The sequence below is a fragment of the Rhizobium sp. NXC14 genome (genome assembly GCF_002117485.1).
Lineage (GTDB): Bacteria > Pseudomonadota > Alphaproteobacteria > Rhizobiales > Rhizobiaceae > Rhizobium.
In genome coordinates this window covers 2841800-2862068 of the sequence record NZ_CP021030.1, presented here as the reverse complement: position 1 = coordinate 2862068, position 20269 = coordinate 2841800, and the positions used below count along the sequence as shown (strand labels likewise).

General features: G+C 62.6%; 21 protein-coding genes and 1 tRNA gene. 16 read left to right on the top strand and 6 right to left on the bottom strand.

The window, feature by feature from the left end; genetic code table 11:
* Positions 1-173: 173 nt before the first annotated feature.
* The 10 genes from NXC14_RS14170 (at position 174) to NXC14_RS14125 (ending at position 9206) form a co-directional block, all read left to right on the top strand.
* Complete coding sequence (locus NXC14_RS14170) at positions 174-941, top strand: alpha/beta hydrolase (RefSeq protein WP_085778672.1); 768 nt, start codon at positions 174-176, stop codon at positions 939-941.
* Positions 942-1066: 125 nt separating this feature from the next.
* Entirely contained in the window at positions 1067-2044 is a 978-nt protein-coding gene (locus NXC14_RS14165) for an ABC transporter substrate-binding protein (RefSeq protein ID WP_085778671.1), read from the top strand.
* A 7-nt stretch (positions 2045-2051) separates the two neighbouring features.
* Entirely contained in the window at positions 2052-3746 is a 1695-nt protein-coding gene (locus NXC14_RS14160; protein WP_085778670.1) for an iron ABC transporter permease, read from the top strand.
* Positions 3734-4753 (top strand): ABC transporter ATP-binding protein, encoded by a 1020-nt coding sequence (locus NXC14_RS14155; RefSeq protein ID WP_085778669.1) that lies wholly within the window; start codon positions 3734-3736, stop codon positions 4751-4753. The genes NXC14_RS14160 and NXC14_RS14155 overlap by 13 nt, the downstream gene beginning before the upstream one ends.
* Before the next feature lie 331 nt (positions 4754-5084).
* Positions 5085-6194 carry an endonuclease/exonuclease/phosphatase family protein gene (locus tag NXC14_RS14150; RefSeq protein WP_085778668.1) on the top strand — a complete coding sequence of 370 codons (1110 nt, stop codon included), beginning with the start codon at positions 5085-5087 and terminating at the stop codon, positions 6192-6194.
* Positions 6191-6961, top strand: a complete 771-nt coding sequence (locus tag NXC14_RS14145) for an NUDIX hydrolase (protein WP_085778667.1) — start codon at positions 6191-6193, stop codon at positions 6959-6961. The genes NXC14_RS14150 and NXC14_RS14145 overlap by 4 nt, the downstream gene beginning before the upstream one ends.
* A gap of 225 nt (positions 6962-7186) precedes the next feature.
* Positions 7187-8098: a PhzF family phenazine biosynthesis protein gene (locus NXC14_RS14140; RefSeq protein ID WP_085778666.1), complete on the top strand. Its 912-nt coding sequence runs from the start codon at positions 7187-7189 to the stop codon at positions 8096-8098.
* Positions 8099-8317: 219 nt separating this feature from the next.
* Positions 8318-8393 (top strand) — tRNA-Lys (locus NXC14_RS14135).
* Between the two features lie 127 nt (positions 8394-8520).
* Positions 8521-8817 (top strand): hypothetical protein, encoded by a 297-nt coding sequence (locus NXC14_RS14130; RefSeq protein WP_085778665.1) that lies wholly within the window; start codon positions 8521-8523, stop codon positions 8815-8817.
* Positions 8818-8903: 86 nt separating this feature from the next.
* The gene (locus tag NXC14_RS14125) at positions 8904-9206 is read left to right on the top strand and encodes a hypothetical protein (protein WP_085778664.1); all 303 of its coding nucleotides are present in this window, start codon (positions 8904-8906) and stop codon (positions 9204-9206) included.
* A 329-nt stretch (positions 9207-9535) separates the two neighbouring features.
* Here the strand turns inward: NXC14_RS14125 and NXC14_RS14120 are convergent, their stop codons facing one another.
* Entirely contained in the window at positions 9536-9850 is a 315-nt protein-coding gene (locus NXC14_RS14120; protein ID WP_085778663.1) for a hypothetical protein, read from the bottom strand.
* Positions 9851-10185: 335 nt separating this feature from the next.
* Here NXC14_RS14120 and NXC14_RS14115 point away from each other — a divergent pair, with 335 nt between their 5' ends.
* Together NXC14_RS14115 and chrA are read left to right on the top strand one after the other, a co-directional pair.
* Positions 10186-11001 (top strand): sulfurtransferase/chromate resistance protein, encoded by an 816-nt coding sequence (locus NXC14_RS14115; protein WP_085778662.1) that lies wholly within the window; start codon positions 10186-10188, stop codon positions 10999-11001.
* A 1-nt stretch (position 11002) separates the two neighbouring features.
* Positions 11003-12421: a chromate efflux transporter gene (gene chrA, locus NXC14_RS14110; protein WP_085778661.1), complete on the top strand. Its 1419-nt coding sequence runs from the start codon at positions 11003-11005 to the stop codon at positions 12419-12421.
* On the opposite strand, the gene NXC14_RS14105 is transcribed toward chrA, so the two are convergent.
* The gene (locus NXC14_RS14105) at positions 12422-13753 is read right to left on the bottom strand and encodes a hemolysin family protein (protein WP_085778660.1); all 1332 of its coding nucleotides are present in this window, start codon (positions 13751-13753) and stop codon (positions 12422-12424) included.
* 92 nt (positions 13754-13845) lie between these two features.
* On the bottom strand, positions 13846-14229 hold the full coding sequence (locus NXC14_RS14100) for a VOC family protein (protein ID WP_085778659.1): 384 nt from the start codon (positions 14227-14229) through the stop codon (positions 13846-13848).
* Positions 14230-14593: 364 nt separating this feature from the next.
* On the opposite strand from NXC14_RS14100, the gene NXC14_RS14095 reads away from it, so the two are divergent.
* Positions 14594-14869 carry an RcnB family protein gene (locus NXC14_RS14095; protein ID WP_085778658.1) on the top strand — a complete coding sequence of 92 codons (276 nt, stop codon included), beginning with the start codon at positions 14594-14596 and terminating at the stop codon, positions 14867-14869.
* A 330-nt stretch (positions 14870-15199) separates the two neighbouring features.
* On the opposite strand, the gene NXC14_RS33005 is transcribed toward NXC14_RS14095, so the two are convergent.
* The 3 genes from NXC14_RS33005 to NXC14_RS14085 all read right to left on the bottom strand — a co-directional run bounded on the left by NXC14_RS33005 (position 15200) and on the right by NXC14_RS14085 (position 17778).
* Complete coding sequence (locus NXC14_RS33005) at positions 15200-15373, bottom strand: hypothetical protein (RefSeq protein WP_198175454.1); 174 nt, start codon at positions 15371-15373, stop codon at positions 15200-15202.
* Positions 15370-16575 carry a zinc metallochaperone GTPase ZigA gene (gene zigA, locus NXC14_RS14090; RefSeq protein WP_085778657.1) on the bottom strand — a complete coding sequence of 402 codons (1206 nt, stop codon included), beginning with the start codon at positions 16573-16575 and terminating at the stop codon, positions 15370-15372. The genes NXC14_RS33005 and zigA overlap by 4 nt, the downstream gene beginning before the upstream one ends.
* Positions 16576-16689: 114 nt before the next feature.
* Positions 16690-17778, bottom strand: coding sequence for a zinc ABC transporter substrate-binding protein (locus NXC14_RS14085; RefSeq protein WP_085778656.1), 1089 nt, complete (start codon positions 17776-17778; stop codon positions 16690-16692).
* 101 nt (positions 17779-17879) lie between these two features.
* Here NXC14_RS14085 and NXC14_RS14080 point away from each other — a divergent pair, with 101 nt between their 5' ends.
* Genes NXC14_RS14080 through NXC14_RS14070 form a run of 3 tightly spaced genes read left to right on the top strand, consistent with a single transcriptional unit; the run spans position 17880 to position 20039 of the window.
* On the top strand, positions 17880-18839 hold the full coding sequence (locus tag NXC14_RS14080) for a metal ABC transporter ATP-binding protein (protein WP_085778655.1): 960 nt from the start codon (positions 17880-17882) through the stop codon (positions 18837-18839).
* A complete protein-coding gene (znuB, locus tag NXC14_RS14075; protein WP_085778654.1) occupies positions 18832-19644 on the top strand; it encodes a zinc ABC transporter permease subunit ZnuB in 813 nt (270 codons plus the stop codon). The genes NXC14_RS14080 and znuB overlap by 8 nt, the downstream gene beginning before the upstream one ends.
* Positions 19641-20039 (top strand): Fur family transcriptional regulator, encoded by a 399-nt coding sequence (locus NXC14_RS14070; protein ID WP_085778653.1) that lies wholly within the window; start codon positions 19641-19643, stop codon positions 20037-20039. Before znuB ends, NXC14_RS14070 begins: the two co-directional genes overlap by 4 nt.
* Positions 20040-20269: the final 230 nt, after the last annotated feature.

The window sequence follows — 20269 nt, the reverse complement described above, 5'->3', positions numbered from 1 at the left end:
GATTTCAATGTAATTTGTGCACGATCTATTTGCAAGCTATTGACGTCCGGCATGCCGTCCCTTATTTAGATTGTGTACAAGTAAATCGCTTACAAATAACAAGCCGAAGGGAATGCAGCTGGTGGCTCCCGGTTCGGCTCCCATTGAATCTCAACGACGAAAGGATATGACCCATGTTCAAGTTCGCTGCTGTCGCCGCCCTGGCGGCCGCTCTTCTGCCCGGTGCTGCCGTCGCTCAGCCGGCCAAGCCGACCGTCGTCCTCGTTCACGGCGCCTTTGCCGATTCCTCCAGCTGGAACGGCGTTGTCGAGATCCTGCGCAAGGACGGCTTCCCGGTCGTCGCTGCCGCCAATCCGCTGCGTAGCGTTTCGGGCGACGCCGCCTATGTTTCCGACGTCCTCGGCAGCATTGCCGGCCCCGTCGTCCTCGTCGGCCATTCCTATGGCGGGCAGGTGATCTCGACCGCCGCGAATGGCCACGACAACGTCAAGTCGCTGGTCTATGTCGCGGCCTTCGCGCCGGAGGCCGGGGAATCGGTTGCCGACCTCGCTGGCAAATTTCCCGGCGGCACCCTGGGCGCAGCGCTTGCAGCCCCGGTGAAGCTCAGCGCAGGCGGCGTCGACCTCTCTATCGACCAGGCCAAATTCCGTGATCAGTTCGCCAGCGACGTGCCGGCTGAACAGGCGGCCCTGATGGCGGCGGCCCAGCGGCCAATCACCGAAGCGGCCCTGACCGAAAAATCCGGTGAGCCTGCCTGGAAGAAGCTGCCGTCGTGGTTCGTCTACGGCACCGGCGACAAGAATATCCCGGCCGCAGCCCTTGCCTTCATGGCCGAGCGGGCAGGCTCCAAGCGGACCGTCGTGGTCGAGGGCGCGTCCCACGTCGTTATGGTTTCGCAGCCGCAGAAGGTGGCGGAAGTCGTCGAAGAGGCCGCGAAGTAGCGTCTATCGGAGAGGCGACGGCAACGCAGTGGTTTCAGGGCGCAGCGCAGCTGCTGCCTCCTGTCACATCTCTGTCAACGACCACTAATAAGGGAGGGGTGACGCAATTCCCGAGGACCCCTCCCATGAAGACGATCGTTTCCGCCGCTGCTCTTCTCGCCGCGAGCCTCCTTGCCGTTCCGGCTTCGGCCGCAAGCCTCGTTCTCTACACCAGCCAGCCTAACGAAGACGCGCAGGCGACGGTCGACGGCTTCATGGCCGCCAATCCTGACATCAAGGTCGACTGGGTGCGCGACGGCACGCCGAAGATCATCGCCAAGCTTCAGGCCGAGATCCAGGCCGGCAATCCGGTCGCCGACGTCCTCCTCATCGCCGACATGGTGACGCTGGAGCGCCTCAAGGAAGACGGCAAGCTGCTCGCTTACAAGTCGCCGGAAGCCGCAGGATACGACGCCAGCCTCTATGACGCCGACGGCTATTATTACTCGACCAAGCTGATCACGACAGGCATCATGTACAACACCTCGGCCGCGATGAAGCCGACGAGCTGGAAGGACCTGACGAAGCCTGAGACCAAGGGCTTCGTTACCATGCCGAGCCCGCTCGCTTCGGGTGCTGCGCTGATCCACGCCCAGACGCTGGCCGCAGTTCCCGGCCTCGGCTGGGATTATTACAAGGCGCTTGCCGAAAACGGCGCGATCGCTGCCGGCGGCAATGGCGCCGTCCTGAAGTCGGTCGCCTCCGGCGAGAAGGCCTACGGCATGGTCGTCGACTATCTGCCGATCCGCGAGAAGGCCAAGGGCGCACCCGTCGAATTTGTCTTCCCGAGCGAAGGCGTTTCGGCCGTCACCGAGCCGGTCGGCATCCTTGCCAGCACCAAGAATGCAGAGGCTGCCAAGAAGTTCGTCGATTACGTGCTCTCGGAAAAGGGCCAGGAAGGCTTCCTGAAGCTCGGCTATATCCCGGCCCGCAACGGCATGAAGCTGCCGGAAGGTTTCCCGGCGCGCGATACCATTAAGGTCCTGCCGATCAAGGCAGCGGAAGCGTTGAAAAATACCGATCAGGATCTGAAGACCTTCTCCGGTATTTACGGCTCGAACTGATCCAGCCATGCAAGGATATGTGAGACCGGGAAACAGCCAGCCCGCCTGGCTGTTTCCTTTTATCGTCATATCAGTCCTGATCTTCAGCGTGCTGCCGCTCGCCCGCCTCGCCATGGTCGGGATCGTGGCCTTCGCCAGCGGCGGCGTCATCGATGTGCTGAGCGAACCGTCACTCTGGCAGGCCACCTATTACACCATCGTCACCGCGGTCCTGGGCACGATCATTTCCCTTGCCATCGGCTGCCTCTTCGCCTTCGTGCTGACGCTGACCGATATCAGCGGCAAGGGGTTGCTCAGCTTCTTCTTCGTGCTGCCGATGATGATCCCGCCGCAGGTGACGGCACTTGCCTGGGTGCAGATGTCGGGGCCGTCGAGCCCGCTGTTGAAGGCGCTCTCGCTTGCGCCGCCGCTGGGTTCGCCGCAGCCGCTCTATTCGGTGGGCGGCATTGCGCTGCTCTATGGCGTGCAGCATGCGCCGCTGGTCTATCTGGCGCTGCGCGCCGGGCTGATGACGCTGCCGCGCGACGGCGTCGAGGCCGCGCGGCTTTCCGGCGCCTTGAGCCTCAGGGTGTTCCGCGACATCATCCTGCCGCTGTCTCTGCCCGGCATCATCGCCGGCGCGGCGATCTCCTTCGTCTCCTGCACCGGCAATTTCGGCATTCCCGCCATTCTCGGCATCCCGGCCTCGATCTACACGCTGCCGACGCTCATCTTCACCAAATTCTCTGCCTTCACCAGCCGCACCTTCGGTGATGTCGCCGTGCTCTCCGGCATCATCGCCATGATCTCGGTCGCAGGCTTGATGATCCAGGACCGGGCGCTCAGAGGCCGCGACTATCGCGTCATCGGCCTGTCGGGGGCAAGTGCCGTCTTCGAGTTCGGCCCCTGGCGCTTCGCCTTCCCGCCGCTCCTCTGGGCGATCCTGTTCTTCATGCTGGCCGCCCCCTTCTTCGCGCTTGTTGCCGGTGCGCTGGTGCCGGCTTATGGCGTACCACTCACCTTCAAGACTATGTCGCTGCATGCCTTTCAGGAGATCCTATTCCGGCAGGCGGTGACACGCACGGCCTTCGTTAATTCGCTGTCGCTTGCCGGCGCGACCGCACTTGGTCTGCTTGTGGTGACAGTGCTTGCGGCCTATGCACTGACGCGACGCAGAGACATGGCGTCGCGGATCGTTTCCAGCCTGATCGAGATACCCTATTCGCTGCCGGGCATCGTCATGGCGGTCTCCTTCATTCTCGTCTTCGCGGCACCGATCCCCGTCCTGCACGTCTCGCTCTACGGGACGATCTGGATCACCCTTATTGCCTATTTTTCCTCCTTCTTCGCCGCCAGCCTGAAGCCTGTCGTCAGCGCCTTCCACCAGCTCGATCCGGCGCTGGAAGAGGCCGCGCGGCTTTCCGGCGCCGGCTTCTTCCGCAGGCTTTCCGATATCATCGTGCCGCTGATCGCGCCGGCCGCCGGCGCTTCCGTCATCCTCGTCTTTCTCATCGCCTGCAACGAGCTGACGATCTCGGCGCTGCTCTGGTCGGCCGGCACCCAGACGCTCGGCGTCGCGATCTACAATCTCGACGACAGCGGCAGTTCCGACCTTGCCTCGGCACTGTCAGTACTCGTCGTGCTGATGGTCGTCGTCCTAATGCTGCTCTTGGAACTCCTGTCCAAACGCCTGCCGAAAGGGGTGGTCCCGTGGCGCAACTGATCCTCAACCAGGTGGCCAAGGATTTCGGCACCGGGCGGGCGGCCGTCAGCGGCTTTTCGCTCGATGTGCGCGACGGCGGCTTTCTGGCGCTGCTCGGGCCTTCCGGCTGCGGCAAGACGACGGTGCTGCGAATGATCGCTGGTTTCGAGACGCCCTCCGACGGCTCGATTCATCTCGGTGAGCGGCTGCTGGCAGATGCCGCCCAGTCGCTGCCGCCCGAGAAGCGCAACATGGCGATGGTCTTCCAGTCCTATGCGCTCTGGCCGCATATGAGCGTCGCCGACAATGTCGGCTATCCCCTGAAGGTGCGCGGTGTCTTGGGCGAGGCATACCGGGCGAAGGTCGGCGAGGCGCTTTCCGCGGTGCGGCTTGCCGATCATGCCGGGCGGCGGCCGGCCGATCTCTCCGGCGGCCAGCGCCAGCGCGTGGCGCTCGCCCGCTGCCTGGTGACGTCGCCCGATGTCGTGCTGCTTGACGAACCGCTCGCCAATCTCGACCGGCACCTGAAGCAGGAGATGGAGGAGACTTTTCGCGACTTCCACCAGCGCTCGGGCGCAACGATGATCTACGTCACCCACGATCAGAGCGAGGCAATGGCGCTGGCGACCGACGTCGCCGTCATGTCCGAAGGACGCTTGCTACAGGTGGCGCCGCCGGCCGAAATCTATGCCCGCCCGGAAGGACGAATCGTCGGCGGGCTGATCGGGCGCGGCGCAATCCTGACGCTGCCTATCATGGGCGGCGAGCGCCATCTGGAGTGGGACGAGCTGCAGGATGCGCTGCAGGCGGCCAATACCGATGGCGCCGATATTCTGGTGCGGCCGGAGGATGTGATCATCGGCGGCGAGGGCGCTCCCGCGACCGTCGAATCCGTGCTGTTCGAGGGCGAGCGCTACGCCGTCAAACTGACGCTCGGAAACGGCCAGACGTTGCGCGCCTTCAGCCGCGCCGTTGTCGGGGCCGGCGAGAAGATACGCGTCGTCATCCGTGCCGGATGGCGGCTTTGACGGAGGCGGGTGACCCTTACGGTCGTTGAAGCTTGGCGATAATGTTGAAAGTCGCCGATGCCTCGTTCCGAATCGAAAGAAGTTGAATATTTCTAAGCGCCGTGGAAAAACGCGTTGAGGCGATCGGTTCGCCGGGCATGCATTATTCTAGTTCTGATATTTGCGGACTATCGGGGCTTGTAGCCTACCAGACACGCAGCCGTGCGGAACCGGATGCCGACGCGGCTTGTTTCGGTCCTGGAAGCCAAGCTTATCCGCAATTTTCTTGGCCCTGCCATCTTTTCCTGCGGCGATTGCCGGATAAGGTACTGCGCGCAACCGGACCTTTCTCATGTCGCTCCGCCTCGCCACCTTCAACGTCGAAAACCTGCTGACCCGTTTCGATCTCACGGGTTTTCGCAACCAGCTGCGCCAGGATCGCGTCATCAAGCTTTTCGAGGTGAACAGCGAGGGCGTCTACCAGCAGCTCGAGCAAGCGCGCGTGATCGCCGCCACCGATGATACGAGGCAGATGACGGCGCTGGCGATCGCGGATGCCGACGCCGATATTCTCTGCCTGCAGGAAATCGACAATATGGCCGCCCTTCAGGCGTTCGAATACGGTTATCTCTTCCGCATGGTCGGAAACGGCTATCGGCAGAAATTCCTGGTCGAGGGCAATGACAGCCGCGGCATCGATGTCGCCGTGCTGATGCGCGAGGAAACGCGCGATGGCCAGAAGATCGAGCTTAGAGATATCAGAAGCCATGCGATGACGACCTATCGCGATTTCGATCTCTTCGACGAGGAACTGGCGCTTACCAATCGTATCGACGACAAGATATTCAAGCGGGACTGCCTGGAACTCGACCTCCTGATCGGCGGCAGGCCTTTCTCGCTCTATGTAGTGCATTTCAAGTCGATGGGCAGTGCGCGCGACGGCCTGGACGGCCGGCAATCGACACTGCCGCTCCGTCGCGCCGAGGCGCGCGCCGTGCGCCGCATCATCGAGGACCGCTTCGGCGCCGGCCACACAGCCTCGAAGAGCTTTGCCATCTGCGGCGACATGAATGACTATCAGGAGCGCGTCGACGTCGTTGGGCGGCGTGGCGCCGGCTATCGTTTCGAGCATCAGGTGGAGACCGAGAGCGCGCTCGACGTCTTCAGCCATGACAGCTTTGCTGAAAATGTCGTCCGCCGTCGTCAGCCCCTCGACCGCTGGACGCTTTATCATGCGCGCGGGCCGCAGGAGCAGCACCTCTGCCAGCTCGATTATATCTGGCTTTCGCCCGCACTTGCCGCCCTTAATGCCGGACGCCTGCCCGAGATCATCCGCAGCGGCCAACCCTACCGCACCATCTTCCCGCCGGGCCAGGAGGTGGAGCGTTATCCTCGTACCGGCTGGGACCGGCCGAAGGCCTCCGACCATTGCCCCGTCGTCATCACACTGGATCTCCCATGAAAACGAATTTGAAGATAAATTTTCCGAACACTGATTTTTCCGATGATTTCGCCGGCTGGCCGCCGGAAGCTACGGTCTTCCCCATCGCCGGCGTCGATCTCCGCGTCCTGCCCGGCACTCATCCTTTCGTCGCCGCCGAGGAATCGGCGATCCGCGAGAATTGGCTGAGGGAGATCGCCGCCAACCCGGCACTCTTCGACGGGCGCCTGATCTTCCAGCAGCGGCTGTCGCTCGGCGAGGAGGGAATTTCGGGTGAGGGCTACGTCACGCCTTTTTCCGCCTTCATGTACTGGCGCCGCCAGCCGCAGCGCCAAGGCGGGCTGCACATCTTCGCCTATCCCGTGCTCGAAAGCTCCGACGGCGCGCTGGTTGCGATCCGCATGGGTGCGCACACCGCCAATCCCGGCCAGGTCTATTTCGCCGCCGGCTCGTTGGAACCCGAGGATATCTTCGACGGGCGCTGCGACATCGAGGCCAACATGCGCCGCGAGGTGCTCGAGGAAACCGGCCTTAATCTTTCCGATTCGGTGGCGGGGCAGGGGCTCTTTGCCAGCCACGCCAGGCGTACGGTGACGTTGCTGAGGCTCTTCCGTTTCGACCTGACGGCCGACGAGATGGTCGAGCGGATCGAGGCCCACATGCTGGTTGCCGAAGACAAGGAGATCGCGGGTGCGGTGGCGATCCGTTCGGCTGATCGGAACGCTTATCCGTATAACATCGCGATGCTGCCGGTGATTGACTGGTATTTCGGGAAGAGGGGCGCATAGCGCGCGGCAATCAGAGGCCGACCTCGTCCTTCGAGACCCCTTGGGGGGTACCACGCTCGCCAAGCGCTTCCGAGAAAGATCGATTTTCATTAACGATCCCGCGCAAATTGCCGAGTGCAGACGTCTCCGGCCGGCGACGGGTTGTTCTTACCCGAGTTAGCGCCTTGCACTCGGTCGCACGGTCGGGCAGGTTGACGGCCCGACGATCGATTCAAGGAGGCCGATGTGGCGCGAAGCTACAGCGTCTATGACGTGTTCACCGATCGAAAGCTTGCGGGCAACCCACTCGCAGTGGTTTTCGACGGCGACGATCTCAGCGACGAGGCGATGCAGGCGATCACCCGAGAGATCAATCTCTCCGAAACGGTTTTCGTGCAGCCTTCGACCAATCCCGCCTACGCGGCGAAGCTCAGAATCTTCACGCCGGGCCGCGAGCTGCCCTTTGCCGGCCATCCCACGGTCGGCACTGCGGTGGCGCTGGCCGAGCGGGCTCATGGCGCAGCGGCCCTCGATCTCGTCATGGTGCTCGAGGAAAACGTCGGGCCGGTGCGTTGCGCCGTGCGGCTGAGGCAGGGTGAGGCGAGCTTTGCCGAATTTGACCTGCCGCGCAAATCGCAGCAAGCCGTCATGCCGCTCGACAAGCTCGGCATCGCCGATGCGCTGTCGCTGAAGGTCACCGAAATCGGCTTTGAAAATCACGTCCCCTCGGTCTGGAGCGCCGGCGTTCCGTTTCTGCTCATTCCGGTGCACGATGTCGGCACGGCTCAGCGGGTGGAATTCGATCCGCAGCTTTGGGAAAAGATCGTGCCCTTCGCCGATGGCGCGCTTGCCTCGGCCTATGTCTATTGCCGCGGCGGCGTCAACCACGTTGCGAAGTTCCATGCGCGCATGTTCGCCAGCGGCATGGGCATCGTCGAAGATCCGGCCACCGGCGCGGCGGCGGCGGCGCTCTCCGGAGCAATCCGCCATTTTGACCGGCTTACGGACGGGCACCACCCGATCATGATTGAGCAGGGCGTCGAGATGGGTCGTCCGTCCTTCATCCACCTGCATATCGATGTCGAAGGCGGGACGATTTCCAACGCGCGGATCGGCGGCCAGGCGGTGCGGCTGGCGAGCGGCACACTTGAGCTTTGAGTTTGCGAGAGCGCCGCGCTCCGTCAGCCGGGACGCTCTATCACCTTGAATTGGCGCATCATCCCTCTCGAAGATCGATTCCGAGTTCTAGGAGTGTGTGCCGCATTTCGGCGCTGCGGAAAAATCTTTGAGATTAACCAAAGAATTTTCGCTGATGCGCTGGACAAGCCTGCCGATCCTGTTTATACGCCCCGTCACACCGCGCAGCCAAGCGCGAACGGGTGATTAGCTCAGTTGGTAGAGCAGCTGACTCTTAATCAGCGGGTCGTAGGTTCGAGCCCTACATCACCCACCAAATCTCTTGATAAGATTGATTGAATAGCGTCAGCGCATGGTCTTGTTTCTAGGCCGACCGCATGTCTCGGCATGACTGGCCGTGTCGACCTGCGCACCCTATCTCTCCCCTATTAACGGGAGGGGTCATGAGAACCGTCATATTCATCGTGGCTTTATCCTTGCCGCTGCCGGCCTTTGCAGCGAGCGCAGTGGAGGTCAAAGCGGGGGACCACAGCTGCAGCGAGCTTGCGCAGATCATCCGGCAGAACAAGAAGGTCTTTGTCCGTGTCGGCCTCGGCGGCCGCAGCTTCCGCTACCCGCCGGCGCAGTGCGACATGGGCGACAAGCGCAGCACGACAAGCGTTGGCGATGCCGAAGGGAGGACTTGCGTTCTGGACTATGCCTGCGTGTTCGACCCGGCGTCGCCCTATAATTTCCCCTGAAGAATTCGTTCTCAGTTGCGTGGGATATCATCCAAAACCGCTCACGTTTTTTGTCGTTCATCACGCTCTCGCGTCCAGGAGTTCCCATGAAAAGCCTCTTTTTGGCCTTCGCCCTGTTGTTTCCGTCCGCAGCCCTTGCCGCCGAGGCGGTAGAGGTCAATGCCAGGGATCACAGCTGCAAGGAGCTTGCGCAAATCATCCGTAAGGACAAAGCCGTTTTCGTGCGCATGGGCATCGGCGGTCGCAGCTTCCGTTATCCGCCGGCCCGATGCAATCTGGGTGACAAGTACGACACTGCAACGGTGAGGGATAGAGACGGGAAGATGTGCGTTCTCGACTACGAGTGCGTGTACGATCCGCAATCCTTCTACAACAGGATTCCCAACTAACATCGGGCTGCAGGGGCGCTTCACGCGGCGAGCGTGAAATCGCCCGGTCTTGCCCGACAGGCCAAGAAAAAAGGCCGGGCGAAACTCGCACCGACCTTCCTCGATCTGTCTCAATGACGGCTGCCAGTACATCCGTGGTCAGCCGTCAGAGACAAATTTAATAATCTCTAAATAAGTGCCGATTGCGGTTATTCAAGGGCCGGCCGTAGAAAAGAAGCCGTGCCGGCGCGTCACCAGTTCCCCGGGATCATTGCATAGATCCTCCTTGGCGTGTCCTGCCGGATACGCCAAGGAGGCATCTAGCGCGGCTCCTTATGACCGGGCAGCGATTACTGCTGGGCAGGAGCGGCCGGCGGGGTGGCCGGTGCAGGTGCCGGAGCAGGCGTTGCGCTGTTATCGGTCGGAGCGATCGGCTTAGCCGGGGCCGGCTCGGACTGGGTCGTGGAGGCTGTCGTATCCGGCGAAGTGCCGGGAGATGTGCTGCTCCACTGCGAATAGGCGAATGCAGCAACAGCGATCACGGCCAATGCAGCAACCCAAACAACCCACGTATTGCTGCTGCGCGCCGGCGGCGTCGTGCGCAGGTCCAGGTTCGGGTTCAGCGGGCGGTTCGGATCGTTGGCATTATTGGGGTCGTACGTCATGGTACTTTCTCCTCTTTCGGTGTGTGAGAAATGGACGAGCGGGACTTTTGTTCCATTCTGGCGGCGAAGCGTTTGTATTGCCGGGGTTTTTGGGGTTGGAGCGGCTTCTCGAGCGGTAGCGAAAGGCAATTGCGGGGGATGACACCTGAGGAGATCGCTGGCTGTCATATGTACGGCACAGCCGCCGTATAGACGGACCTAACCGCAGCGGAAGCGTCGTCCTTGACAGGACGGGGTGTCTTTGCCAATGCTTTGGTTCTGGGGTTGCGATCACCCCACGAGGCGACATGCTGAAGAATCGCGTCCGGTACAACCGATCAACGGAGGGACGCGTGATGCCGTCATTTCTCGAAATATCTCCCGACAAGCTCAGCCGCCTCATCGGAACACCCGGTGCGCCCTGCATCATCGACGTCCGCACGGACGAGGATTTCGCGCTCGATCCGCGCCTGGTGCCGGGCTCGATCCGGCGCGACCACGCCGAGGTTGCGTCGTGGGCTGATGGCATCGATGCCGATGCCGTCGTCGTGGTCTGCCACAGGGGAGCCAAGCTCAGCCACGGCGTCGCCGCTTATCTCAGGCATGCGGGGATCGAGGCGGAAAGCCTCGAAGGCGGTTTTGAAGCCTGGGCCGCGGCCGGACCAACGGTGCCCGAGGCGAAACTGCCGCGCCGCGACGGGCTGGGGCGCACCGTCTGGGTGACCAGGGCGCGGCCGAAGATCGACCGCATCGCCTGTCCCTGGCTGATCCGGCGCTTCGTCGATCCGAACGCCGTGTTCCTGTTCGTGCCGGCCCCTGAGGTTGTCGCCGTCGGCGAGCGCTTCGGAGCTGCGCCCTTCGATATCGAGGACGTGTTCTGGAGCCATCGCGGCGAGCTCTGCACCTTCGACGTGATGGTCGAGGAATTCGGGTTGGCGTCCGAACCGCTCTTGCGCCTGGCGCGGATCGTCAGGGCGGCGGATACGGGCAGGCTCGATCTGGCACCCGAGGCGTCCGGTCTGCTTGCCGCCTCGCTCGGCCTCTCCAGAATGTATTCCGACGATCTGGAGCAACTCGAGGCCGGAATGCTTCTCTACGATGCCTTCTTCCGCTGGTGCCGTGATGCGACCGACGAGACCCACAACTGGCCCGCGCCGAAAAAGAGGGCATGAGATGGTCGATATGACGGAGAATGCGCCGGCTGGACAGGCGGGCAAGAAAGACGCGGGCGAGGGGCATCACCACGGCGTTTCGTTCGGGGAGGCCTTCCGGGTGTGGCTGCGCGTCGCCGCCTTGAGCTTCGGCGGCCCGGCCGGCCAGATCGCCGTCATGCACCGGATCATCGTCGACGAAAAGCGATGGATCGGCGAGCACCGCTTCCTGCATGCCCTGAATTATTGCATGCTGCTTCCTGGGCCGGAGGCCCAGCAGCTCGCCGTCTATATCGGCTGGCTGATGCACCGCACATTGGGCGGTCTCGTCGCCGGCGTGCTCTTCGTGCTGCCGGGCTTCCTGTCGATCCTCGGCCTCAGCTATATCTACGCGGCTTACGGCAGCATCGGCATCGTCGCCGGCCTGTTCTTCGGCCTGAAGGCGGCCGTCCTTGCCGTCGTCGTGCAGGCAGTCATCCGCATCGGCAGCCGCGCGCTGAGGAACCGCGTCATGCTTGCCATCGCGGCCGTGGCCTTCGTCGCCATCTTCTTCTTCCACGTGCCGTTCCCGCTGATCGTGCTGGCCGCCGGCATCGGGGGGTTCCTCGGCGGCCAGTCCGGGCTTGCTGCCTTTAGTCCGGGCGGCGGCCACAAGGCCGCAAGCGGCGCGGTGCTGTCGGATGCCGAATCGGCGCTGGGCGAGGGTATTCCCGCGCATGCGCGCGCCAACCTCGCCTGGTCGCTGCGCATATCGGCTATACTGCTCGCCCTCTGGCTGGCGCCGGTCGCCGCCCTTTACGCGTTCTTCGGACAAGGTGACGTCTTCAGCCAGATCGGCCTGTTCTTCAGCAAGATGGCGGTCGTCACCTTCGGCGGCGCCTATGCCGCGCTCGCCTATGTCGCGCAGGCCGTGCAGCATTTCGGCTGGCTGAAACCCGGCGAGATGCTGGACGGTCTCGGAATGGCCGAGACCACGCCGGGGCCGCTGATCATGGTGCTCCAGTTTGTCGGCTTCATGGCCGCCTTTCGCAATCCCGGCTCGCTCGATCCGATGCTTGCCGCCACCCTTGCCGCGATCCTGACGACATGGGTGACCTTCGTGCCCTGTTTCCTCTGGATATTCCTCGGCGCGCCCTTCATCGAAAAGCTGCGCGGCAATGTGGCGCTTGCCGGGGCAATGTCGGCGATCACGGCAGCGGTGGTCGGAGTCATTCTCAACCTCGCCATCTGGTTCGGGCTGCATACGCTGTTTGCCGAAGTCGCGCAGGTCAGTTTCGGCAACCTGCGGCTCGATATTCCAGAGCTGCAATCTGCCGTACCGGCGGCAATCGCGCTTTCCGCCGCCGCCGCCATCGCGCTCTTCCGCTTCAAGACCTCGGTTATCACGACGCTCTTCGGCTGTGCGATCGCCGGCATGCTCTGGACACTGGCGATGAATTGATCAGACCTCTGCTCCCTCGACGGGAATGCGGGTCGCGAGCATCTTGTCAATGCGCATGCCGTCCATGTCGAGCACCTCGAAGCGCCAGTCTTCGAAGAGGAAGGTTTCGCCGGCTTCCGGGATATGTTGAAGCTGATGCAGCGCGAAGCCCGCCAGCGTATGGAAATCGGCGTCGGGGCGATCCCTGAGGCCGAGCCGTTCGAAGGCATCGAAGGCCGGCATCATTGCGTCGATCAGCAGCGAACCGTCTTCCCGCACGACGATGTCGGGCTCCTCGTCGGCGCCCGGCAGATCGCCGGCGATGGCCTCGAGCAGGTCGGTCTGGGTGACGATACCCTCGAGACTGCCATATTCGTCGACGACGATGGCGAGGCGTACGGGCGACGCCTTGAAGCTGTCGATGACGCGTACGACCTTGGTACCCTCATGCAGCACCAGTGGCTGCTTGATCACCTCCAACGGCCTGACCTTGCCGCCGTCGAGGACCTGATCGAGAAGATCCTTCTTCAATACCATGCCGATGGGTTCGTCGATCGAGCCGCGGGCGACCAGCAACTGCTCATGGCTGCACTCTCGGATCGTCTTCAGAATCTCCGCCTCGCTGTCGTCGGCATCGAACCATTCGATGTCGAGACGCGGTGTCATGATATCGGAGATCGGCCGGTCGCCGATGTTGAATACCCGCTCGACGAGTTGCTGCTGCACCTGGTTCAGAAGACCCGCCTCCTGGCTCTCGGCGACCAGCAGCTTCAACTCCTGCGGTGAGTGGAACGAGGATTCTCCGGTTCCGGCGCGAAGGCCGACGGCTCGCAGCACAAGGTTGCCCATGCCGTTCAAGGTGAAGATCGCCGGCTTGAACAATAGCAGGAAGAGGCCGAGGGGCCGCACGACCGCAAGCGAGGTGGCCTCGCTGCGCTGCAGCGCCAGACTTTTGGGCGCGAGCTCGCCGAGCACGATATGCAGCGCCGTGATGATGACGAAAGCGATGACGATCGCAACGGTATGGGCGCCGGTCGTTACCCATGGCTCAGGCAGCCAGGAGAGCAGCGGTTCGATCAGGTGGGCGAGTGCCGGCTCGCCGACCCAGCCCAGAGCCAGCGACGAGATGGTGATGCCGAGCTGGGTGGCGGCGAGATTGGCGTCGAGATTGTCGATGGCGCGCTGGAGAGCGGAGGCATTCATGCGACCGGCCGCGACGAGCTCGGCAACACGGCTGCGCCTCATCGAAACCAGTGCGAATTCGGCGGCGACGAAGAAGCCATTGGCAGCGACGAGAAAGAACACGGCTAGTATCCCGACAAAGTCGAAGAGCCCGCCCGCGGATTCGGACATATTTTGCTTACCCCTGAATTGATGCGAGTCCGAAACTACACGCTCGCACAGAGCTGGCAAGGCGCGGCCGCCATTCTTGCGATGCCACACGCTTATCGCTTCGGCGCTTCGAAGAGCTCGACAGGGTTTCCGGCCGGGTCTTCCAGCAGGATCTGCTTGCCGCCGATGCCCTGGACCATGTCGTTGCGAAAATGCGCGCCCGCCTGGCGCAGCTTGGTGACTTCGGCTTCGAGGTCGGCGACTTCGATCTGGATGCGGTTCCATCCGCCGGGCTCCGGTTTTCGTCCGTCGGGCATTGCCTGGGAGGCGCCACCCGGCCCGGTCGTGCCGCTGACGAGCAGGCGAAAACCGTCCCTCGTCAGAATGGCGAAGCCGGGGGCCGGGTGAAGCGCGACCGAGAAGCCGAGATGCCGCGTGTAGAATTCCAACGCGGCGTCGACGTCGTCAACGATATAACGCATGCTGATGCCAGGCATGATTTCCTCCATCATCTCTTAAGTCGAGCGATCCCATACGGCGGGTTCAACGGCGCCCGCGCTCGATCAAGGCGCGGAGCAACGCTCCGTTATTTGAATCTGCGCCCAATTCCGCAGAAAATCGAATCCGATCTTCGGGGCTAATGCGTGGATTGCGTCGTGTCGGGAAAAGGGCTGTTCGCTGGAACGTATAAGATTGAACTAAGATATGAGACCAACTACGCAGGCGTCTGATTCCATACCATGACTTAATTTGAGTTTCAGTTTCGGTTCATCTTTTCGGGCCTAATTTGCTCCTGCGCGCCCGACATGAGGAACCCCACATGAAAAAGCTCTTCTTTCCGCTTCCTTCCTTCTCTCGCCGATCATCGCCTCCCAAGCCAGCGCGGATGATTTTCGCCGCCCGCCTGTCGTCGTCCAGAAGAAGGTGATCGTCAAAGAGACCTTCGTGCGGCCGCATTGGAACAAGGGATATCGCGTCAATGCCCGCAAACGTCGCCAGTTTCGCGACGTCAACGACTACCGCCGCTACCGCTTGGCGCCTCCGCCCCGCGGCTATCGCTGGGTGCGCGCCGACAACGATTTCCTGCTGACCGGCGTTACCAGCGGGGTGATCTCCAGCATTATCGTCGGACGCTGATTGGGAATGGATGAGGGCGGCGGAGGCCGTCCTTTCCGGTTTTGGGGAGAGAGGAGAGGACGTGCCGTGTGGCCCCCCTCTGGCCTGCCGGCCATCTCCCCCACAGGTGGGGAGATCGGCTGGGCGCGGCGGCTTCCCCAAGCAACTCAAGTATGGTGATTGTCGATGCCGTTGGAGTGGGAGCGATGGTCAAGCCTCCTGCCGATCTCCCCCCTTGTGGGGGAGATGGCCGGCAGGCCAGAGGGGGGCGCCAAGCACGCCGAGGCTGCCGGAAGGAAACACATGGTGTTTCGCGGTGATACACCTTTCCAATCCTCCAGCATCTCCTCATCACCCCCGCCTGCATGGCACCACCCGCTCCGCGATAATGCCGAGCAATCCCCTTGCTTTACGCCCCAGCTCATCGGCAGCCTCGTGCGTCAACGGATGCAGCCCCTCGATCGGCGGCAATGGATCGCATTCCTCGCAGACGCAGCGATAGGGTTTGATCGCTGTCGCCTTCATGCCGCCTGCCGGCTCCAGCTGGCGAAGGGGTCGGGCAGGTTGCGCCAGCGTTCAGGTGTGAAGGCATTGCTTTTCACCAGACAGGCGTCGAGTTCGCTCCTGATCCACGCCTCGTCCATCGGGTCAGCGCCGATGAAGACGATTTCCTGGCGGCGGTCGCCCCAGACGGGGTCGAGATAGGGGCCGATGGCGCTGATGAAGCCGGGTTCCTCGGGCCATTGTTCGCGCGGCACAGAAGCCCACCACAGGCCCATCTTGGAGGTGCGGACGATCGCGCCCGCCTGGCTGACCTCGCCGACATGGTGCGGCCGCGTCGCCAGCCAGAAGAAGCCCTTGGCGCGCACCACGCCCGGCCATGTCCTGTCGAGAAAGGCCTGCAATTTTGCCGGATGGAAGGGCCGCTTCTCGCGATAAACGAAGGAGCGAATGCCGTATTCCTCGGTCTCCGGCACGTGATCCCTGAAGCCGTGCAGTTCCTTGTACCAGAGCGGATGGGTCTCGGCCCTCCCGATTTCGAAACGGCCGGTGCCGAGCACCTCCTTCAGCGCAACCTTGCCGAAATCCGCCTCGATCAGTTTGACATTCGGATTGAGGCCGACGATGATCTTGCGCGCGGCGTCGCGCTGTTCATCGCTTGCGGTTCCGATCTTGTTCAGCACCACCACATCGGCGAATTCGATCTGCTCGACCAGCAGGTCGACGATCGTCCTGTTGTCCCCGTCGCCCGCGGTTTCGCCGCGGTCGGCGAGAAAATCGGCCGAGGCGTAATCGGCGAGCAGATTGGCGGCATCGACGACGGTCACCATCGTGTCCAGCCTTGCAACGTCGGACAGGCTTTCGCCATTCTCGTCGCGAAATTCGAAGGTGGTGGCGACGGGCAGGGGCTCGGCGATGCCTGTGGATTCGATCAGCAGGTAATCGAAGCGGCCCTGATCGGCGAGAGCGCGCACCTCCTTCAACAGGTCGTCACGCAGCGTGCAGCAGATGCAGCCATTGGTCATCTCGACCAGCTGTTCCTCGGTGCGCGAGAGATTGGCGCCACCATCGCGCACGAGTCTGGCGTCGATGTTCACCTCGCTCATATCGTTGACGATGACGGCGACGCGCAGGCCCTCACGATTGGTGAGCACATGGTTGAGCAGCGTCGTCTTGCCGGCGCCGAGAAAGCCGGAGAGCACCGTGACCGGAAGTCTGTTGTCCATGGGAACCTCATTTACGTTATATGTTATATCATTACATAAATGGCTACGAAAAAAGGCGGAACGGGGTCATCCGCCTCTTTCCGCCTCAGCATTCTCCAGAGCGTCGCATAAGAGTCATGCGCTGGAGAGGCAAGCCTTCATGCTGTCGGCGATGCCGCGCATGAGGGTGAAGTAGAGATCGGGGCCGGCCTTGAGCGTCGCTGCTTCCGGGTCGAGCACACCCGATTTGGCGCTCGTGCCCTCGATGACGACCTTGACCAGGCGTGGCTCGAATTGCGGTTCGGCAAAGACGCAGGTTGCGCCGAGTTCGCCGACCTTACGGTGGATTTCCGACACGCGCTCGGCGCCGGGAATGGTTTCCGGGCTGACTGTGATCGAGCCGGCGACGCGGATGCCGTAACGGTACTCGAAATACTGGTAGGCGTCGTGGAAGACGACGAAGGGCTTGTCCTTGACGGGGGCGACGGTGGCGGCGATCTCCGTGTCCAGTGCCGTCAGCTTGTCATCAAGCGCCTTGGCATTGGCCTGATAGGTCAGCGCATTGGCGGGATCGGCGGCGACCAGCGTGGTGGTGATGACAGTGGCCATCGCCTTCGCATTCATCGGATCGAGCCAGAGATGCGTATCGAAGGCGCCGTGCCCGTGCCCGTGCTCATGCTCTTCATGATCATCATGATGCGCTTGGCCATTGTCATGTCCGAGCTCAGCCGCATGGTCGTGACCATGGTCATTTCCGGCGGCATCCGCATGCTCGGGAACGCTTTCATGGTTCCCGTCGTCATGCGCCTCGAAGGCGCCGCCTTCGCGGAAGGGCAGCTTGGTCAAACCAGGCGCATTGTCGAGTTCGACGACACTGGCGTTCGAGCCCAGCGCCTCGAGCGGCTTTTCCAGGAAAGCCTCCAGGTTCGGGCCGACCCAGAAGATGACCTTGGCCTCCTGTAGCGAGCGCGCGTTAGAAGGCTTCATGCTGTAGGTGTGCGGGGAGGAGGCGCCATCGACGATCAGCTCCGGCTCACCCACGCCCTCCATGATCGCCGCAACGAGCGAATGAATCGGCTTGATCGAAGTGACGACGACGGGAGCATCGGCGGCCCGCATCGTGCCGGCAAAGAGCAGGGCGGGTATCGCAAGGGCCGGGATGGCGAGGGCAGCCGGTATTCTGAGGGCCAGGCTGTCCAGGGCAGGCCCCAGGGCGCGTTTCATCATATGCTCCGCTTGAATTGCAAATGTTATGTTATTACATCAATTGCGTTATGCTATAACGTGTGCAATAGCAGGATGCAACAGCGCTGTCGGAAAATTTGATGCTCTCTCCCGCAAATACCAAGGGCGAACGGCTGGTTTCGCTCGAAAATGTCGGCGTTCTGCGCGGCGGCCGCTGGCTGGTGCGCGGCGTCGAATTTTCCGTTTCGCGCGGCGAGATCGTCACGCTGATCGGGCCGAACGGCTCGGGCAAGTCGACGAGCGCCAAGGCCGCCATCGGTGTTCTGAAGCCGGATGAGGGCAGGGTGGAGCGACGCCCGGGCCTCAAGGTCGGCTATGTTCCGCAGAAGCTTTCGATCGACTGGACGCTGCCGCTGACGGTGCGCCGGCTGATGACGCTGACGGGGCCACTGCCGGAGCGCGACATCCAGGCAGCGCTCGAAGCCGCCGGCGTCGCCCATATGATAGGCGCCGAGGTTCAGCATCTCTCCGGCGGCGAGTTCCAGCGGGCGCTGATGGCCCGGGCGATTGCCCGCAAGCCCGACCTGCTGGTGCTCGACGAGCCGGTGCAGGGGGTGGATTTCTCCGGTGAGATAGCGCTTTACGACCTCATCAAATCGATCCGCAACGCCAGCGGCTGCGGCATCCTGCTGATTTCCCACGATCTCCACGTCGTTATGGCCGAGACCGATACGGTGATCTGCCTCAACGGCCATGTCTGCTGCCGCGGAACGCCCGAGACCGTCAGCCGCAGCCCGGAATATGTGCGCCTGTTCGGCAGCCGGGCAGCCCAGACGCTTGCGGTCTACAGCCATCACCACGATCATACCCACCTGCCGGATGGCCGAGTGCGTCATGCCGACGGCACTGTGACGGATCATTGCTATCCCGAGGATGGGCATCATGCTCATGGGGGCCATGAACACGCGCATGACCACGGGCATGAGCACGCACATGGCTCCCATGAGCACGGGCATGACCACGCTCACGACGATCATCATGGGCACGATCATGCGCATGAACACGCCCATTCCCGCAGCGGAGAGGGCCGCCATGCTTGACGATTTCTTCGTGCGCGCCATCCTTGCCGGTGTCGGGCTGGCGCTGACGACGGGGCCGCTCGGCTGCTTCATCATCTGGCGGCGCATGGCCTATTTCGGCGATACGATCGCCCATTCGGCACTTCTCGGCGTCGCGCTGTCGCTGTTGTTCGAACTCAACCTGACGATGGCCGTCTTCGCCGTCGCCGCGCTCGTATCGGTGTTGCTGCTCTTCCTGCAGAAGCGCCAGGCGCTCTCGGCCGATGCGCTTCTCGGCATCCTCTCTCATGCCACGCTGGCGATCGGCCTCGTCATGGTCGCCTTCATGAGCTGGGTCCGGATCGATCTCATCGCCTTCCTGTTCGGCGATATCCTTGCCGTGTCCACATCGGACATCGCGCTGATCTGGGGTGGCGGGCTCTTCGTGCTGGCGGCGATCGCCTGGCTCTGGCGGCCGCTGCTCGCGGCCACCGTCAATGCCGAGCTTGCCGAGGCCGAGGGGCTGCGGCCCGAGCGGGCGCGGCTCTTCTTCATGCTGCTGATGGCCGTCGTCATCGCAATAGCCATGAAGATCGTCGGCATCATGCTGATCACCTCACTGCTGATCATTCCGGCGGCTGCAGCGCGCCGCTTCTCGGTCACGCCGGAGATCATGGCAGTGCTCGCCGCGCTGATCGGGGCGGCCGCCGTCGTCGGCGGGCTGTGCGGCTCACTGACCTACGACACGCCGTCCGGCCCCTCGATCGTGGTCGCGGCGCTGATCCTCTTCATTCTCAGCCTGCTTCCCGTCAGGCGCCGCGCGCTCGCGCAAGGACAAGGCTCATGACAACACCGCAACTCACCAAGAACCAGGCGCTGGTTTTCGAAGCGCTCGAGAAGGCCGAGGGGCCGCTCAGCGCCTATACCATCCTCGACAAGTTGCGCGACCATGGTTTTCGCGCGCCGCTACAGGTCTACCGGGCGCTGGAAAAGCTGCTCGAATACGGCGTCGTGCACCGGCTCGAAAGCATCAATTCCTTCGTCGCCTGCGCCCATCCCGGCGACAATTGCCATAGCCACGGTATCGTCGCTTTCGCCATCTGCGAAAGCTGCGGCCAGGTGATCGAATTCCACGACCACGAAGTCGACCACCGGCTGATGGGCTGGGTGCGGGGGCAGAAGTTCAAGCCGGAGAAGACCACGATCGAGATTCGCGGATTTTGCGAGGCCTGCGCGGCATGAAGTGAGTAACCGTTCCGTTTACAAACGGTGCGGCGATGAAGGAAGGCCGGCAAACCGGCACTCCGTTTGTTGACAACTTTTTTCCGTCCGAGTCATCCTCGTCCTGGCTTTCGAGGATCTGCTTCGTGTCCCCGATACGGAGATGCCCGCGACGAGCGCGAGCATCAGGAAATAGGGTCGCTCACTCTGCCGGCTGTCGGGCAACCCCGGCCAACCGCATCAACCGTTCC

What these genes read in the sequence shown, in the direction of transcription:
- NXC14_RS14170 (WP_085778672.1), top strand. Translation starts at nt 174, where the DNA reads ATGTTCAAGTTCGCTGCTGTCGCCGCCCTGGCGGCCGCTCTTCTGCCC.
- NXC14_RS14165 (WP_085778671.1), top strand. Translation starts at nt 1,067, where the DNA reads ATGAAGACGATCGTTTCCGCCGCTGCTCTTCTCGCCGCGAGCCTCCTT.
- NXC14_RS14160 (WP_085778670.1), top strand. Translation starts at nt 2,052, where the DNA reads ATGCAAGGATATGTGAGACCGGGAAACAGCCAGCCCGCCTGGCTGTTT.
- NXC14_RS14150 (WP_085778668.1), top strand. Translation starts at nt 5,085, where the DNA reads ATGTCGCTCCGCCTCGCCACCTTCAACGTCGAAAACCTGCTGACCCGT.
- NXC14_RS14145 (WP_085778667.1), top strand. Translation starts at nt 6,191, where the DNA reads ATGAAAACGAATTTGAAGATAAATTTTCCGAACACTGATTTTTCCGAT.
- NXC14_RS14130 (WP_085778665.1), top strand. Translation starts at nt 8,521, where the DNA reads ATGAGAACCGTCATATTCATCGTGGCTTTATCCTTGCCGCTGCCGGCC.
- NXC14_RS14125 (WP_085778664.1), top strand. Translation starts at nt 8,904, where the DNA reads ATGAAAAGCCTCTTTTTGGCCTTCGCCCTGTTGTTTCCGTCCGCAGCC.
- NXC14_RS14120 (WP_085778663.1), bottom strand. Translation starts at nt 9,850, where the DNA reads ATGACGTACGACCCCAATAATGCCAACGATCCGAACCGCCCGCTGAAC.
- NXC14_RS14115 (WP_085778662.1), top strand. Translation starts at nt 10,186, where the DNA reads ATGCCGTCATTTCTCGAAATATCTCCCGACAAGCTCAGCCGCCTCATC.
- chrA (WP_085778661.1), top strand. Translation starts at nt 11,003, where the DNA reads ATGGTCGATATGACGGAGAATGCGCCGGCTGGACAGGCGGGCAAGAAA.
- NXC14_RS14105 (WP_085778660.1), bottom strand. Translation starts at nt 13,753, where the DNA reads ATGTCCGAATCCGCGGGCGGGCTCTTCGACTTTGTCGGGATACTAGCC.
- NXC14_RS14100 (WP_085778659.1), bottom strand. Translation starts at nt 14,229, where the DNA reads ATGCCTGGCATCAGCATGCGTTATATCGTTGACGACGTCGACGCCGCG.
- NXC14_RS33005 (WP_198175454.1), bottom strand. Translation starts at nt 15,373, where the DNA reads ATGAAGGCGACAGCGATCAAACCCTATCGCTGCGTCTGCGAGGAATGC.
- zigA (WP_085778657.1), bottom strand. Translation starts at nt 16,575, where the DNA reads ATGGACAACAGACTTCCGGTCACGGTGCTCTCCGGCTTTCTCGGCGCC.
- NXC14_RS14085 (WP_085778656.1), bottom strand. Translation starts at nt 17,778, where the DNA reads ATGAAACGCGCCCTGGGGCCTGCCCTGGACAGCCTGGCCCTCAGAATA.
- NXC14_RS14080 (WP_085778655.1), top strand. Translation starts at nt 17,880, where the DNA reads ATGCTCTCTCCCGCAAATACCAAGGGCGAACGGCTGGTTTCGCTCGAA.
- znuB (WP_085778654.1), top strand. Translation starts at nt 18,832, where the DNA reads ATGCTTGACGATTTCTTCGTGCGCGCCATCCTTGCCGGTGTCGGGCTG.
- NXC14_RS14070 (WP_085778653.1), top strand. Translation starts at nt 19,641, where the DNA reads ATGACAACACCGCAACTCACCAAGAACCAGGCGCTGGTTTTCGAAGCG.